The sequence below is a fragment of the uncultured Bradyrhizobium sp. genome (genome assembly GCF_936943645.1).
In the GTDB taxonomy this organism is placed as follows: domain Bacteria; phylum Pseudomonadota; class Alphaproteobacteria; order Rhizobiales; family Xanthobacteraceae; genus Bradyrhizobium.
On the sequence record NZ_CAKZJO010000039.1, the window covers coordinates 66,342 to 81,905 of the forward strand.

Consider the following 15,564-nt stretch of genomic DNA (forward strand, 5'->3'; position numbering starts at 1 on the left):
GCTGTCGCAAGATTTTTCGGATCAACCAAATCCAGCGCTTGACGATTGGCATTATGTATACCACACTTCTCCCAACGTTCACCCAGGGAGGTTGCAATGCTGGTCGGAGACATTCTGCGCAAGAAGACGCCGCGCGTTGTCACGGTGCGAATGAACGAAACGGTGGGTATCGCCGCCAAGCTGATGCGCGCCAACAACATCAGCGCGCTGGTGGTCAAGGACGTGGTCCGCTCCGAGGGTAACACCGCGGTCGGCATGTTCACCGAGCGCGACGTGGTGCGCGCCGTCGCCGAGCACGGCGCGAACGCCGTCAACGTCAAGGTCTCGCAGCTCGTCTCGGTGCAGCAGCTGGTGTCCTGCAGCTCGGGCGACACGATCGAGCACGTCCGCCATCTGATGAACCGGCATCACATCCGCCATCTGCCTGTCATCGACGATTACAGCCTCGTCTCCGTCATCAGCATGCGTGACATCGCGGCTGCCATGGACGAGGCGATCAACGGCACGCCGCAAGCCGCCGCTTAGACCATACGACCCTTCCCCTGCGACTACCGGCCCCGGCTCGGATCCTTCCGAGCCGGACCGGATCTTTCGTCCCAAATTCCGGCTTCGGCTCCCATTTCGGCTCCCTTGGCGAGGATTCCATGAAGATCTGCATCTACGGCGCCGGCGCGATCGGCGGATATCTCGGGGTTCAGCTTTCGCGCGCAGGCGCCGATGTCAGCCTCATCGCACGCGGCGCCCACCTTGCCGCCATGCGCGAGCGCGGCCTGACGCTGCTCGCGGGCGAGGAGAAGCATACCGTGCACCCGCGCTGCACCGACGATCCCAATGAGCTCGGCGTGCAGGACACCATCATCATCACGCTGAAGGCGCATTCGATCACCGGCGTGATCGAGAAGATGCAGCCGCTGCTCGGGCCGCACACCCGCATCGTCACCGCGGTCAACGGCATCCCCTATTGGTACTTCTACAAGCACGGAGGCCAATACGAAAATTCGACGCTGGAGAGCATCGATCCTGGCGGGCGGCAGTGGCGCGAGATCGGCGCCGAGCGCGCCATCGGCTGCATCGTCTATCCCGCCACCGAGATCGAGGCGCCCGGCGTGATCCGCCACGTCTACGGCAACAATTTCCCGCTTGGCGAGCCCTCCGGCGAGATCACGCCGGACGTGCAGCGCCTCGCCGATCTGTTCGTCGCGGCCGGGCTGAAGGCGCCGGTGCTCGACCGCATCCGCGACGAGATCTGGCTCAAGCTCTGGGGCAATGTCTGCTTCAACCCGATCAGCGCGCTGACCCATGCGACGCTCGACGTGATCTGCACTGATCCGTCCACGCGCGCGCTGTCACGCGCGATCATGATGGAGACGCAAGCCATCGCAGAGACCTTCGGCGTCAAATTCCGCGTCGACGTCGAGCGCCGCATCGAGGGCGCCCGCAAGGTCGGCGCGCACAAGACCTCGATGCTGCAGGACCTCGAGCGCGGCCGCCCCATGGAGATCGACCCGCTCGTCACCGTCGTGCAGGAGATGGGCCGCCTCACCGGCATCGCCACGCCTGCGCTCGACTCGGTGCTGGCGATGGTGACCCAGCGCGCCCGCATCGCCGGCCTCTATGACGGCGTCTCGACGCCATCGGATCCGCGCGCACTGGCGGTGGCGTGATGGCTGGCGAGATGAAGCAGTGGCTGCGTTTCCGCCACGCCGGCACGACCGGTTTCGGCACGCTGACGCCTGAGGGCATCAGCGTGCATGAGGGCGAGATGTTCGGCCGCAACGCCGCGACCGGCAAGATGCTGGCGCCGTCGGAGGTCGAGCTGCTCGCGCCCTGCGCGCCCAGCAAGATCATCGCGCTCTGGAATAATTTCCACGCGCTCGCGGCCAAGCTGAACCAGCCCGAGCCGCCGGAGCCGCTCTATCTGCTCAAGGCCACCACCACCATCACGACACCGGGCGCCGTGATCCGGCGGCCCTCTTATTACGACGGCAAGACCACCTATGAAGGCGAGCTCGGCATCGTCATCGGCAGGACCTGCGCCCGCGTCGCGCCTGGCGAGGCCGACAGCTTCATCTTCGGATACACCTGCGTCAACGACATCACCGCCAACGACATCCTGACCAGCGACCCCACCTTCCCGCAATGGGCCCGCGCCAAGGGCATCGACGATTACGGGCCGTTCGGCCCCGTCATCGCGACCGGCCTCGATCCGGCCAAGCTCGTGGTCCGCACCATCCTCAACGGCGCCGAGCGACAGAATTATCCGATCTCCGACATGATCTTCTCGGCGCAGCAGCTGGTGAGCAGGATCTCCCACGACATGACGTTGCTCCCCGGCGACCTCATTGCCGTCGGCACCTCGGTCGGCGTCGGCGTGATGAAGGAGGAGGTGAACACGGTGACGGTGGCCATCGACGGCATCGGCGAGCTCACCAACGAGTTTCGGCTGTAGGCGCAAGCACCGTCCCCCAGCCCGGATGCGCACCGCGACATTCGGAGGGTCTTCGCACGGTCCCGACTTATTCTTGCGGCACCGCGGCAAAATTGATCCGGCGCAAATCGCGCCGGCGCGGCCGCTTTTATCCTTCCCGGCAATCAATTTCAGACGCCAGGGAGGACGCCATGACGAATGCAGCCAATGCACTTCTGTGGACGGCTCTGTACTTTGCTCTCGCATTCGGGGCGATCTTCGTGGTCTGGTTCGCCGACAAGGCGCGCTCGAGCATCCTCGGGAAATAATAGCGCGCGCTCCCTCCACCCCCGGTGTCATCGCCCGGCTTGACCGGGCTATCCAGTACTCCGAGACGATTGTGATTGAGCCGACAGGCTGCGGCATACTGGACTCCCCGCCTTCGCGGCGAATGACGGCGGAGTACGTGGTGTCGTGCACGGCCGCCGAGTCCGGCTACGTCCATTCCGTCATGCCCGAGCGGAGCCCGCGTCCACCGGGAAAACCCGGCATTCCCCCCGCCCCTCCCACCGGCCAACGCAACCAACCGTGGATCGCGTGGCCCGAAACCACCCATAACCCTCCCCGCCCCTTGCGCTCGGTTCCGCTCTTGGCAATCATGGCCAAAATGTGTGCCGGCGTGAGGAATTCACGATGTGGCTGTTTTTCCTGGTTGCCTGGGTCGGCCTGCTGGCCGTCATCGCGGTCCTCGCCCAGCAGGCGTTCGGTTACGACATCAGTCACCTGCCCGCCTGGTTCGCGGCCCTGCCGGCGCCGCAGCGCATTGCGACCGGTATGATCCCCGTCCTGGCGCTGGCCCTGATCGGCGCCTCCGCCTGGCAGCTGTCGCGCCAGGATCGCAGCCTGAAGACGCTGCGCGACCGCCTGAAGAAGACCCGCGAGGACGTCGTCGTTGCCCACGCCCTGCAAAACCACCTCGACGCCACCGTCCAGCATTTGATCGAGAGCGATCCCCGCGAAGCGGTCTCCGCCCTGCACGACAAGCTCGGCGAGACCGAGCAGCGCGCCCTGCTCCAGCAGGGCCGCAACGAATCCACCGACATGCACGACCAGCTCGCCGAGATCCGTCGCCGCCAGCAGGCGCTGCGCGAGATGGTCGGCAAGGTCGCCGATCAGCGCCGTGCGGTCGAACCCGTCTTCACCGAGATCCGTGATCGCCAGAACCAGCTCGAACGCTCCCTGCACGATCTCGAGACCGACGATCGCAAGAACAACCTCGCCGACCGGCAGAGAGACATCGCGCGCGACGTGGCGGCGCTGCTGGGGCGGGTGAACGCGGTCCAGGACACATTTGCCGCTCTCAACCAGCACAAGGCGGATCTGGCGAAATCCCACGCCGAGCTGGCACCGCTGCGCGCCTCCGACGCCGGCATCAACGCCCTGATCGGCGAGCTCAGCCTCGACCATGACCACCTTGCCAAGATCATCGACGAGCTCGAGACCGGCGGCGAGACGCCGCTTCCCGCCCGCGTCGAGACGCTGTCGAAGAACAGAAACGAGATCGAGCAGCGCCTCGCCCGCATCGACGACAGCTTCAACATCCTCAAAGGCATCCGGCTCGACTTCGAGGAGCTCAGCCAGCGCCGGGCCCAGCTCGAGCGCGCGCTCGCCGACGTCGAGACCGATGCCGACGGCAAGAGCCTTGCCGAGCGCCAGAACGCGCTGAACGAGTTCGTCCTGCAGTCGCGCCAGCGCCTCGGCGCCTTGCAGGAGACGTTGGCAACGCTGAACGCCTTCAAGGCCGAGCTGTCGAAGTCGCAGGCCGACCTCGTCCCGCTCAAGGCCCCGGTGTTCGGCATCGAGGCCATGATCGCGGACGTCGGCGCCACCCGCGATCTGCTCGTGAAAACCGTCAGCGAGATCGAGACGAACGGCGACGTCACCCTCGCCTCGCGCGTCGATGCGCTAACCCTAAGCAAGCGCGAGGTCGAAGACCGCCTCGCCCGCATCTTCGAGAACTTCAACGCGCTCGACGCCCTGCGCAAGGACATCGGCGGCATCTTCGCGACGATCAGGAATAGCCTGAACCGGATCGGGTGAGGCGCCGCCCCCTCTTCGTGCTTCGCGGCAAATGGGAGCCACGAGCTATTTTCGTATCGCTCGGCTCGTGATACAATCTTGGCGCGAGTATTTAAATTCTGGTTCTCTCGGCTCGATCATCATTCCATCGCCGGCACCGACACGCCCATGCCGGCCGTCATTCATATTCGGAGGACGCGTCCATGGCCGCTCGGAAAGCCACCAAGTCCGCCAAGAAGACCAAATCCAAAGCAAAGGCGTCGAAATCAAAGACGTCGAAATCAAAGACGTCAAAATCAAAGACGTCAAAATCAAAGTCCAAGGCGAAGAAGGCCGCGGCCAAATCCAAATCGGTGAAGCCCAAACAAGCTCAGCCCAAAAAAGCGAAATCCAAAGCGACCAAGTCTAAAGCGACCAAGTCCAAAACGGGCAAGAAGGCGGGCAAGGCGAAGAAGACCAAGACCGGTGCGTCCAAAACAAAACAGACCACCACAGGCAAGACTGCAAAGAAGACCGGCACATCGCCCAAGCCGCCAGCCTCGACATCACCGCCGGTCACCTCACCGCCACCTGCCCCTTCAAATCCGTCCCCCGGCGCACCATCGGGGTTCCAGGTCGTTGGTACCAATGCCAATGCGCCGTTCTCGTTGAAACTGCATCGCGGCGACGGCATGACGCTGATCGCGATGAACTGGAAGAATGGCCGGCCACCGCAGAATCTCGTCGGGTTCGCCATCGAGTACCGGGAGCCCGGCGGCAGCCAGTTTTTTGCGCTGAACAACCGGCTCGGCTTCCTCGATGCCTCCGGCCACGTCAATCCCGACAAGCTTTCGACCCTGCAATCGCCAATCCAGAAATTCCGCTGGGTGCATTTCCCGCGCAACGCCGAACTCGTCGGTGACTTCATCTATCGCGTCACGCCGATGTTCATGGACGCGCAAGGCAGCCTCAGCAAGGGCGAGCCTCAACAGGCACCGATCCAGCTTGCGCGCGAGACCTATCCGGGAATCGCCAACGTCACCTTCACCCGTGGCTTCGTCTCGTCGCAGGCCTTCGTCGACCGCTATCTGAAGCACGGCCCGATCAACACGCTGGTTGCGCCGCGCGCCGCTGGCGGGCTCGACTTCAAGCCGACACATCCTGACACGCAGGCCGCATTGGCCTGGATGGGCTTTGAGGCGCGCGCCGCGATCCTGGAAACCCTCGATCAAGCGATCGCCGACCATGCCGAGGTCCGCGTCGTTGCCTACGATTTCAACCTGCCGGAGCTCCTCGATCGCCTCGTCCAGCTCGGCCCGCTCCTCAAGATCATCATTGACGACAGCGATAAGCATGGCGAAGACAATTCCGCGGAAACCGCCGCGGAGAGCCGCTTGGTCGCCTCGGCCGGGCGCGCGAACGTGCTACGCCAGCATATGGGCAACCTCCAGCACAACAAGACGATCGCGGTAAAGGGGCCGACCGTGAAGAAAGTGGTGTTCGGCTCGACCAACCTGTCCTGGCGCGGCTTCTACGTTCAGGCAAACAACGCCCTGGTGGTGACCGGCCAGAGGCCGGTTGATCTCGCATTCGAAGCATTCGACAGCTACGTCGCCAAGAGCAACAGCGTCGCGGGCTTCGGCGCAACGCCCTCCGCTGACTGGCAGGATTTGAAACTTGCCGGCATCGACGCCAAGGTGGCGTTCTCCCCGCACAGCGCCGCCAACGCCAAGCTCAGCGAGATCGCGACAGACTTGAAGAGCACGACGTCATCGCTGCTCTATTCGCTCGCCTTCCTTTTCCAGACAGGAGGCAAGGTGCGCGAGGTCATCGACAGCCTCACCGAGGACAGCAACGTCTTCGTCTACGGCATCTCCGACAAGGAAGTCGGCGGCATCGACGTGCAGGACCCTAACGGCAACGTCACGCCGGTGTTCGCCGAGGAGCTTGGCGAGAACGTGCCCGAGCCCTTCAAGTCGGAGCCGACAGGTGGAACTGGTACGCGCATGCACCACAAGTTCACCGTGATCGACTTCGACAAGCCGACGGCGCGGGTCTATCTCGGATCCTATAATTTCTCCGAACCCGCCGATCGCCAGAACGGTGAAAATCTCCTGATCATCAAGGACCGGCGCATCGCCGTGTCCTACATGATCGAGGCACTGAGCATTTTCGATCACTACTCGTTCCGGGTCGCTGTCAAGAAGGCCAACGCGGAGAACAAGAAGCTGCATCTGGCGCGGCCGCCGGGCCCGGGCGAAAGGCCGTGGTTTGAAGACGACTTCACCGTCGGGCACAAGATCAAGGATCGACTGCTGTTTTCCTGAAGGTTGACGGAAATTCCGGGGATGGGTCGCGCGAAGCGAACCCCATCCCGCGGATGGCTGCGGCTCGGGCAGGGTCGCCCAACTCGGAAACATCCAGATACATCACATCTGCGCGCGTCAGACATATGCCGCTGACATGCCCCGTGCGCGCCGCAACTTGGACGCATTCGGACGTCCATCTCCGAGGCGTGTCTGGGGGCACGGCATGGCCGTGTTTGGACCAAACCTTCTAGGGGTATCGCTGTGAAGAAGATTGTATTTGCTCTGGGTGCCACGCTTGCTCTGGTGACGGCTGCGAACGCTGCGGATCTGCCGCGCCGCCAGCCCGTGCCGGTCTATCCGGCCGAGCAGGCGCCGATCGGCAAGATGCCGATTGGCAAGAGCCCGGTTGGAAAGGCCCCGATCGGCAAGGCGCCGGGCCCCGTCGCCGCGCGCTACTGACGCGCAACAGATCAAGCGCAGAATCTGTGTGAGCGGCCGACAGTCGAGGGGCGCAGCGTGACGAACAAACCTGAACGATCGGGACCCTGCATCCTTGCGGGGTTTGCGCTCGCGGCCATGATCGCGTGTACGACGCCCTCGGCCTCGGCCCATGAAGCGAACAAGCGCGTTGCCGATGCGAACGCGCTTGCCACGACCGACACCGTATCACGACCGGCGCCGCAATCGACGCGGCGCCCCGTCGCGCGCGCGGAGAAAGGTCCCTACTACGTCGACTTCCGTGCGCGGACCGCCGCGAGCTGGGGTCATGCCTTCATCTGGTACGGCAAGACCAGCGAGAAGGCCGTCGAGGTTGCGGGCCTGACGCCGGCCGGCGACACGCTGGCCTACGTGCTCGGTCACATCACCTTTGTGCCGTCCGAGACCGGCGCCAGCTACGGCGATCTCGATCCCGAATATCTGACCGCGAGCTATCGCGTCTACCTGAACGAAGCCGACGCCAAGCGTGTGTTCGCCTACATCAAGAAGAAGCAGGCGAACTCGCCAGTGTGGAACGCCGAGACCATGAACTGCACCGGCTTCATCGGCGACATCGCCGAATTCATGGGCCTCGAGGTCCCCAACCGCTGGCAGCGCCCGGAAAACTTCGTCAACCGCCTCAAGGAAATGAACGGCGGCCGCCAGATGGTGCGGCTGTCGGCGGAATAATTGTTCGCTCCACACTCGGTGCCATTGCCCGCCAAGGCGGGCAATCCAATGTTCCAGAGACGGCCAGGCCAGAGCCGGGAAGCCCCGGCGTACTGGATACGCCGCCTTCGCGGGGTATGACGGCGGAGTGACCGGACAGACCTCATAGCCCCGGCCGTCATTGCGAGGAGCGTAGCGACGAAGCAATCCAGAATATTTCCGCGGAGGGATTCTGGATTGCTTCGCTACGCTCGCAATGACGGGGTGAAGGACCGGAGCAAACCGCCGCCCTGCTGTCGTCCTGGCGAAAGCCAGGACCCATTACCCCGGTCAGCTTTGTCGAAGCGTGCTGTGGCCCTCATCGCGCAAAACATCATCTCCCTGTGAATGGGTCCTGGCTTTCGCTGGGACGACGGCGGTGAATGCAGCGAGCGGCGCCCCGATTGTCCGCCCCACGGAATCACCATCACGGCCCGCATGATCGCCCCGCCCTCACCGCACGCCCGCGCAATAGACTTTTGCCATCCCCGGCGGCATCCTTCCCGTCATCAACCGACAACAGAGCCTGCGGGCCACCCAGGGGGAAACACATCCATGTTGAAGACACGGTTCACTGAACTCGTCGGCGTCGAGCACCCGATCGTCCAGGGCGGCATGCAATGGGTGGGGCGCGCCGAGCTGGTTGCCGCGGTCGCCAATGCCGGCGCGCTCGGCTTCATCACGGCGCTGACGCAGCCGACGCCGGAGGACCTCACCAAGGAGATCGCGCGCTGCCGTGACCTCACCGACAAGCCGTTCGGCGTCAACCTCACCATCCTGCCCGCGATCAAGCCGCCGCCTTACGCCGAATACCGCGCCGCCATCATCGAGGCCGGCATCAAGGTGGTCGAGACCGCCGGCAACAAGCCGCAGGAGCATGTCGACGAGTTCAGGAAGCACGGCGTCAAGGTCGTGCACAAATGCACCAGCGTCCGCCACGCGCTTTCGGCCGAGCGCATGGGCGTCGACGCCATCTCGATCGACGGGTTCGAATGCGCCGGCCACCCCGGCGAGGACGACACGCCCGGCCTGATCCTGATCCCGGCCGCCGCCAACAAGGTCAAGATCCCGATGATCGCCTCCGGCGGTTTTGCCGACGCCCGCGGTCTCGTGGCGGCGCTGGCGCTGGGTGCCGAGGGCATCAACATGGGCACCCGCTTCATGGCGACCAAGGAAAGCCCGATCCACCAGCTCATCAAGGAGAAGATCGTCGCCAATGACGAGCGCGAGACCGAGCTGATCTTCCGTACCATGCGCAACACCTCACGCGTCGCCAAGAACGAGATCTCGACCAAGGTCGTCGCGATGGAGAAGGAAGGCGCCAAGTTCGAGGACATCCGCGAGCTCGTCGCAGGCGCCCGCGGCAAGATGGTCTATGCGACCGGCAATTCCGACGAGGGCATCTGGTCGGCCGGCCAGGTCCAGGGCCTGATCCAGGACATCCCGACCTGCGGCGAACTCATCTCGCGCATCGTGCGGGAAGCCGAAGCCATCATCCGCAGCCGGCTCGAAGGCATGATCGTTCAGCCGCAACGCGAAGCCGCGGAGTGATCCCTTTCTTTCCCCTCTCCCCGCAAGCGGGGAGGGGCGAAGAGCGGCATCGAACTTCATCTGCAAACTCAATTGAGTTCGAGGAAACACATGAAAGCTTACGTCTACGGTCCTGAAGGCGCTCGGATTTCCGACGTCGCTCAACCAAAACCTAAGGGCACGCAAGTGCTGGTACGCGTCCGCGCCTGCGGTCTCAATCGCGCCGACACCGGCATGCGCAAGGGCCACGTGCATGGCGCCGCCGGCGGCGTCGGCACCGTGCTCGGCATGGAATGGGCGGGCGAGGTCGCCGAGCTCGGACCGGATGCGAAAGGCGTCAAGGTCGGCGATCGCATCATGGGCTCCGGCGGCGCGGCGTTTGCCGAGTACACGCTGGCCGATCACGGCCGGCTGTTCAACGCCCCCTCGAACATGAATTTCGAGGAGGCGGCCACCCTGCCCGTCGCACTCGCGACCATGCACAATGCCGTCGTCACCGTCGGCGGCGTCCAGCCCGGCCAGAGCGTTCTGATCCAGGGCGCCAGCTCCGGCGTCGGCCTGATGGCGATGCAGATCGCGCGACTCAAAGGCGCCAAGCTCGTGATCGGCTCGTCGACCGATCCCTATCGGCGCGGCCGACTGAAGGACTATGGCGCCGACCTCGCCGTCGACTCCTCTGATCCCAAATGGGTCGACCAGGTGCTGGCGGCGACGAACGGCGAAGGCGTCGACCTCATCGTCGACCAGGTCTCCGGCAAGGTCGCGAACCAGAACCTCGCCGCGACCAGGGTGAAAGGCCGCATCGTCAATGTCGGCCGGCTCGGCGGCACCCATGCCGATTTCAACTTCGACCTGCATGCCGCGCGTCGCATCGACTATGTCGGCGTCACCTTCCGCACCCGCACCATCGAGGAGGTCCGGGAGATCTTCGCGGAGGTCAGGAAGGACATCTGGGGCGCCGTCGAATCGCGAAAACTGCAGCTGCCGATCGACAAGGTCTATCCGTTCGACCAGATTGACGAGGCGTTCGCGCACATGGAGGCGAACAAGCACCTCGGGAAGATCGTGGTGACGCTGTAAGGAGCGCGGCGGCGGGAGAAGAGTGACAGCCCACCCCTCTCTCCACTCGTCATGGCCGGGCTTGACCCGGCCATCCACGTCTTACGGCTCGGTACGAATGACGTGGATGCCCGGGACAAGCCCGGGCATGACGAATCTGGCGGCCCCGCTCCTGCAAATCACTCGCGACTACTCCTGTGGATCATCACTTGATGTCCCGCGCCGCCCTGCTAAATCCCCCGCCATGACCTCCCATCACGACAAAACCTCGGTCGCGGCCATCTCGATCTTTGCCAGCGGCGGCATGGCAGCGGCCAAATTTGCGGTCGGGATCGCGATCGGCTCGCTGGCGCTGATCTCCGAGGCCTTGCACTCCTCGATCGACCTCGTCGCCACCATCATCACCTGGGCCGTGGTGCGGGTGTCGGATAAGCCGGCGGACGACGAGCACCATTACGGCCACGGCAAGCTGGAGAGCATCTCCGCGCTCGGCGTGACCGCCCTGCTCTACGTGCTTGCCGGCGGCATCCTGGTCGAGTCCTATAGCCGGCTGAGCGAGGGAACCCCGCCGCCGACCATCTCGGCCGTGCCATTCGTCGTGCTGGTGATCGACATCGTCGTCAATCTTTGGCGCGCCCGCGCCCTGCACCGCGCCGCACGCGAGACGCGGAGCCAGGCGCTGGCGGCCGACGCGCTGCATTTCGCCTCCGACGTGATGGGCTCGTTCGCCGTGATCGTGGGCCTGATCCTCGCCGCGCTCGGCTTCTGGTGGGGCGACGCCGCGGCGGCGGCCGCCGTCGCCGTGATGATCGCCGCTCTCGGCCTGCGCATGGCCGGCTCGACCGTGCAGACGCTGGTCGACCGCGCCCCGGAAGGCGCGCAGGAAAAGGCCACGGCCGCGATCCGGAGCGTGCCCGGCGTGATCGAGGTCGAGCGCTTGCGCGTGCGCATGGTCGGTGCGACCACCTTCATCGACACCATCGCAAAGGTACCGCGGACCTATCCGATCGACCGCGTCGAGGAGATCAAGCGCAGGGCGCACGCAGCCGTCGACCAGGCGTTCGGCGATGCCGACCTCTCCTTCACCCCGGTCCCGGTCGCGCGCGACAACGAGACCGTCCGCGACCGCATCATGGTGATCGCGCGCAATTCGGGCCTCGCCATCCATCATGTCACGGTGCACGATCTGGGGAAGATTCAAGATTTGGCCAAGCTGATCGTCAGCATCGACCTCGAGGTCGATGGCGCCATGCAGCTCGATGCGGCCCACGACGTCGCCAACAGCCTGGAGCGCAACATCCAGGAAGAGTTCGGCGAGGACGTCGAGGTCGACGTCCATATCGAGCCGCTGGAACCGGAGCTGCCGTTCGGGGTCGATGCCGCGCCTGAGCGGGTGCGGACGATCGCCGCCGCGCTGACGGAGTATGCCGCCGGCGGCGAGATCCACGACATCCATAATGTCCGTGTTCGCAACACCGATGCCGGCGAGATCGTCAACTTCCACTGCCGTGCCACGCCGTCGATGAGCGTGATCAAGGTGCACGAGCATGTCGACGCCATCGAGCGCGCGTTGCGGCGTGCGTTCCCGAGCGTGAAGCGTGTGATCAGCCACGCGGAACCACCGCGCGGTTGACGAGGCAAGAGAGACGAAGAGCGTGCGCGGAGTCACACGTTCTCGTTTCGGACTCCTCCCGCCCGTGCGTTTGCGGACGCGCGAGACGCAAACTGCGCGCTGGATAAGAATAATTTCGCGTTAACGATTCGTTGACTCTCGACAGCCCGCGAAAACTGGATTCAAATCGCTGTGATTCGGAAGCGATGTGGGGCTGCTTCCGGACTTCAGTTGCAAGCTGGTTTTCAGGGGGCCGAAGGCATGTCGCGTGCAGACGCCGCGAACGCGTGCGTCCAATCCGATTCGATCAAGGGATTGGCGCAATCGATCGCGAAACCTGCCTATCATCGGCTCTTGATCGCAGAGCCGGCGCTTCGTCGCGCCGTGCCGACGCTCATCATTGCGTTCCTGATCACGATCTGCCTCGGCGCATTCGTGCAGGTCGTCGATCAGACGCGCCAGAAGCGACTGGTGATCCGCCACGACATCACCGCGCTCGCCGATCTGCTCGCCGAACGCATCGACCGTCTCACCTTCGTGCGGCAGGAGCGGCTCAAGAACATCGAGAACCTGCCGACGCTGCTGCCCGACCTGATCCCATCCTGGGGCTCGGCCTCGGGCCGCCACGTCATCGTCACCTCGGCCGGCATCGACCGCCGCGTCCTCGCCCGCATCCCGGTCGACAGCGATCCCGCCGGCAACGACCGCCTGCTCGACGCCATCACGACCGCTCAACTGCTCGCGGCACCGACGCGCGACGGCAACATCGCCGACATGACCCTGCCGAACGGCAACGCCGCGATGGCGACCTCACGGCAGATCAAGTCGCTGCCGGGCTTCGTCACCGTGATCCAGGAACGCAACGAGCCGATCTGGGGCTCGGACGCCGCACTCTCCGTGACGCTGTCGGCGACGACGGGCTTCGTCGTCCTGATCCTCGGCTTCGCCTTCCACTGGCAGTCCACCCGCGCCCGCGAGGGCGACCTCATCAACGACGCCGTCCGCGGCCGGATCGACACCGCGCTCAACCGCGGCCGCTGCGGACTCTGGGATTGGGACCTGTCGCGCGGCCGGATCTTCTGGTCACAATCGATGTTCTCGATGCTCGGTCTCGACGGCCGCAACGAACTTCTCACCTTCGGCGAAGTCAACGCGCTGGTGAAGTCCGACGACATCGACCTGTTCGCGATCGCCGATCAGCTCATCTCCGAGAAGATCGACCATATCGACCAGACCTTCCGCATGCAGCACGTCGACGGCCACTGGATCTGGCTCCGCGTCCGCTGTGAAAAGACCCGCGGCGCGACCGATTCCAGCGTGCACCTGATCGGCATCGCCGTTGACATTACCGAGCAGAAGAGCCTCGCCGAGCGCACCGTCGAAGCCGACCTGCGTCTGCGCGACGCGATCGAGACCATTCCGGAGGCCTTCGTGCTGTGGGACGCCAGCGATCGCCTCGTGCTCTGCAACTCGCACTTCCAGCGCCTGCACAAGCTGCCCGACAGCGCCGTCATTCCCGGCACCTCCTACGAGACCGTGCTCGAGGTCGGCCGCATGCCGGAGGTGCGCACCCGCCACAACGAGACCGCGAGCCAGGGTCCGGGCGCGCGCACCTTCGAGGCGCAGCTCGACGACGGCAGCTGGCTGCACATCAGCGAGCGCCGCACCAAGGACGGCGGCTACGTCTCGGTCGGCACGGACATCACCCGCATCAAGGAGCACGAGCAGAAGCTGGTCGACAACGACCTGCGCCTGCGTGCCACCGTCATCGACCTCAAGCGCTCGCAGGCGGCGCTGGAGCGCCAGGCGGTCGAGCTCGCCGATCTCGCCGAGAAGTACCAGCGCGAGAAGACCCGCGCCGAGGAAGCCAACCAGACCAAGTCGAAGTTCCTCGCCAATATGAGCCACGAGCTGCGCACGCCGCTCAACGCCATCATCGGCTTCTCCGAGATCATGGGCTCGGGCATGTTCGGCGAGCTCGGCAGCGAGAAGTACCAGGAATACTGCCAGGACATCCTGACCAGCGGCCACTACCTGCTCGAGGTCATCAACGACATCCTCGACATGTCCAAGATCGAGGCCGGCCGCATGAAGCTCGACATGGAAGAGCTCGACCTGTCGCGGACGTTGGCGGAGTCCCTGCGCGTCGTCACCGGCCGGGCCCAGGACAAGAACATCACGCTCGATGCCGACATCGCAAAGTCGATCTCCGTCGTCGCCGACCGCCGCGCCACCAAGCAGATCATCGTCAACCTGCTGTCCAACGCCGTGAAGTTCACGCCGGACGGCGGACGCGTCGTGGTGCGCAGCCGGCAGCTCGACGACCGCATCGTGCTGATGATCGCCGACACCGGCATCGGCATCGCCCCGCATTCGCTGGCGCGGCTCGGCCGTCCATTCGAGCAGGTCGAGAGCCAGCTCACCAAGACTTATCATGGCTCGGGCCTCGGCCTTGCCATCGCCCAGCAGCTCGCCGCTGCGCTCGGCGGCAAGATCCGGCTCTACAATCGCGACGTCGGCGGCTTGGCGGCAGAAGTCATCATTCCCTGACGAGGCAGATCGCGACTAAAGATCGACTCCAGGTTTGCAGTGTTGGCAAAGGCCTTTATCTTTGAAACGCGGAAATTGGCTGTTCATGAAGGATTTTGCCTCTTCTAATGTCTCGAACGGTTGGGACCAACCAGTAGCGCCTGATCCAGTCTTTTCTTGGTTCTCTTGTCCAAGGCCGTCACGACAATGGACGCATGATCCCTTATGGACGCGCGCGCGCCCGTGTGGCGTCATATGTGAAACAAAGAAAGCCAACACCGCCTCCCTATTGCTCTGTCGTAAGTATATCGGAAATGGCGTTGGCAAAAAAGGGCGACCGCGAAGGCCGCCCGATTCATTACTGGATGGTTGTCGGAAAATCCGGCGGAAGCTGAGCGGCGGGAGGGATATCAGGGTACAAGCGCCCCTTCATCACATCCGCGATCCGGCCAAAATTCAATCCGGCATAGTAGCCGCTAATCCAAGAATACGGAATCCGCATTTCGCGAGCCAACTTAATTACCGGAACAATGTCCGGTGTTACCTTACGGTCGTGCATTTGCCTTTCCTTTCCAGAAAGGTTGGGACCGGTTAACGGTTGACGGTGTTCGCTATATGAATCATAGTGAGATTGTCTACTGTCGTGCCCGTTATCCGGTCATGATTCTGGCTCGAAACCATTTTCGGACCAGGGTGGAACCGAGGCATTCGCGCCCCGGCTCCTGCCGCCCTTCTGGCGACTGCTGACACTAGCCGGGTGGATCAGACCCCGTTAGATCAGGAAGCGGTAGCTATATGGGCTCCATCACATTCTCCGAATGTTGCGCCGCCGGGAACAAGACTCGGCGGCGTTATGCAGAATCAGCCTACCTTTA

General features: G+C 64.1%; 14 protein-coding genes. 11 read left to right on the forward strand and 3 right to left on the reverse strand.

Annotated features, from left to right (window positions below; all coding sequences use genetic code 11):
- The first annotated feature begins 96 nt into the window (after positions 1–96).
- From Q0743_RS04795 to Q0743_RS04810, 4 genes are all read left to right on the forward strand, one after another.
- Positions 97–525: a CBS domain-containing protein gene (locus Q0743_RS04795; protein WP_298240436.1), complete on the forward strand. Its 429-nt coding sequence runs from the start codon at positions 97–99 to the stop codon at positions 523–525.
- Positions 526–644: 119 nt separating this feature from the next.
- Positions 645–1,664: a 2-dehydropantoate 2-reductase gene (locus tag Q0743_RS04800; protein WP_298240437.1), complete on the forward strand. Its 1,020-nt coding sequence runs from the start codon at positions 645–647 to the stop codon at positions 1,662–1,664.
- Positions 1,664–2,449, forward strand: a complete 786-nt coding sequence (locus tag Q0743_RS04805) for a fumarylacetoacetate hydrolase family protein (protein ID WP_298240438.1) — start codon at positions 1,664–1,666, stop codon at positions 2,447–2,449. Before Q0743_RS04800 ends, Q0743_RS04805 begins: the two co-directional genes overlap by 1 nt.
- A gap of 651 nt (positions 2,450–3,100) precedes the next feature.
- Positions 3,101–4,507, forward strand: a complete 1,407-nt coding sequence (locus tag Q0743_RS04810; protein WP_298240439.1) for a hypothetical protein — start codon at positions 3,101–3,103, stop codon at positions 4,505–4,507.
- A 157-nt stretch (positions 4,508–4,664) separates the two neighbouring features.
- On the opposite strand, the gene Q0743_RS04815 is transcribed toward Q0743_RS04810, so the two are convergent.
- Entirely contained in the window at positions 4,665–4,850 is a 186-nt protein-coding gene (locus Q0743_RS04815) for a hypothetical protein (RefSeq protein ID WP_298240440.1), read from the reverse strand.
- Between the two features lie 6 nt (positions 4,851–4,856).
- A complete protein-coding gene (locus tag Q0743_RS04820) occupies positions 4,857–5,159 on the reverse strand; it encodes a hypothetical protein (RefSeq protein WP_298240441.1) in 303 nt (100 codons plus the stop codon).
- Between Q0743_RS04820 and Q0743_RS04825 the strand changes: the two genes are divergently transcribed.
- The 7 genes from Q0743_RS04825 to Q0743_RS04855 all read left to right on the forward strand — a co-directional run bounded on the left by Q0743_RS04825 (position 5,158) and on the right by Q0743_RS04855 (position 14,710).
- Positions 5,158–6,792, forward strand: a complete 1,635-nt coding sequence (locus Q0743_RS04825; protein ID WP_298240442.1) for a phospholipase D-like domain-containing protein — start codon at positions 5,158–5,160, stop codon at positions 6,790–6,792. The genes Q0743_RS04820 and Q0743_RS04825 overlap by 2 nt on opposite strands.
- A 237-nt stretch (positions 6,793–7,029) precedes the next feature.
- Positions 7,030–7,233 carry a hypothetical protein gene (locus Q0743_RS04830; protein ID WP_097663000.1) on the forward strand — a complete coding sequence of 68 codons (204 nt, stop codon included), beginning with the start codon at positions 7,030–7,032 and terminating at the stop codon, positions 7,231–7,233.
- Between the two features lie 57 nt (positions 7,234–7,290).
- Positions 7,291–7,941: a hypothetical protein gene (locus Q0743_RS04835; protein ID WP_298240443.1), complete on the forward strand. Its 651-nt coding sequence runs from the start codon at positions 7,291–7,293 to the stop codon at positions 7,939–7,941.
- Between the two features lie 573 nt (positions 7,942–8,514).
- Positions 8,515–9,510: a nitronate monooxygenase family protein gene (locus Q0743_RS04840; protein ID WP_298240444.1), complete on the forward strand. Its 996-nt coding sequence runs from the start codon at positions 8,515–8,517 to the stop codon at positions 9,508–9,510.
- A 90-nt stretch (positions 9,511–9,600) separates the two neighbouring features.
- The gene (locus Q0743_RS04845; RefSeq protein ID WP_298240445.1) at positions 9,601–10,569 is read left to right on the forward strand and encodes a zinc-binding dehydrogenase; all 969 of its coding nucleotides are present in this window, start codon (positions 9,601–9,603) and stop codon (positions 10,567–10,569) included.
- Between the two features lie 223 nt (positions 10,570–10,792).
- The gene (locus Q0743_RS04850) at positions 10,793–12,181 is read left to right on the forward strand and encodes a cation-efflux pump (protein ID WP_298240446.1); all 1,389 of its coding nucleotides are present in this window, start codon (positions 10,793–10,795) and stop codon (positions 12,179–12,181) included.
- Positions 12,182–12,421: 240 nt separating this feature from the next.
- Positions 12,422–14,710, forward strand: coding sequence for an ATP-binding protein (locus Q0743_RS04855; protein ID WP_298240447.1), 2,289 nt, complete (start codon positions 12,422–12,424; stop codon positions 14,708–14,710).
- 337 nt (positions 14,711–15,047) lie between these two features.
- Here the strand turns inward: Q0743_RS04855 and Q0743_RS04860 are convergent, their stop codons facing one another.
- Positions 15,048–15,248 carry a hypothetical protein gene (locus Q0743_RS04860; RefSeq protein ID WP_298240448.1) on the reverse strand — a complete coding sequence of 67 codons (201 nt, stop codon included), beginning with the start codon at positions 15,246–15,248 and terminating at the stop codon, positions 15,048–15,050.
- Positions 15,249–15,564: the final 316 nt, after the last annotated feature.

Coding starts and splice junctions, on each gene's coding strand:
- Q0743_RS04860 (WP_298240448.1), bottom strand. CDS start 15,248: ATGCACGACCGTAAGGTAACACCGGACATTGTTCCGGTAATTAAGTTG.
- Q0743_RS04800 (WP_298240437.1), top strand. CDS start 645: ATGAAGATCTGCATCTACGGCGCCGGCGCGATCGGCGGATATCTCGGG.
- Q0743_RS04855 (WP_298240447.1), top strand. CDS start 12,422: ATGTCGCGTGCAGACGCCGCGAACGCGTGCGTCCAATCCGATTCGATC.
- Q0743_RS04850 (WP_298240446.1), top strand. CDS start 10,793: ATGACCTCCCATCACGACAAAACCTCGGTCGCGGCCATCTCGATCTTT.
- Q0743_RS04840 (WP_298240444.1), top strand. CDS start 8,515: ATGTTGAAGACACGGTTCACTGAACTCGTCGGCGTCGAGCACCCGATC.
- Q0743_RS04795 (WP_298240436.1), top strand. CDS start 97: ATGCTGGTCGGAGACATTCTGCGCAAGAAGACGCCGCGCGTTGTCACG.
- Q0743_RS04820 (WP_298240441.1), bottom strand. CDS start 5,159: ATGCCGTCGCCGCGATGCAGTTTCAACGAGAACGGCGCATTGGCATTG.
- Q0743_RS04825 (WP_298240442.1), top strand. CDS start 5,158: ATGACGCTGATCGCGATGAACTGGAAGAATGGCCGGCCACCGCAGAAT.
- Q0743_RS04810 (WP_298240439.1), top strand. CDS start 3,101: ATGTGGCTGTTTTTCCTGGTTGCCTGGGTCGGCCTGCTGGCCGTCATC.
- Q0743_RS04845 (WP_298240445.1), top strand. CDS start 9,601: ATGAAAGCTTACGTCTACGGTCCTGAAGGCGCTCGGATTTCCGACGTC.
- Q0743_RS04805 (WP_298240438.1), top strand. CDS start 1,664: ATGGCTGGCGAGATGAAGCAGTGGCTGCGTTTCCGCCACGCCGGCACG.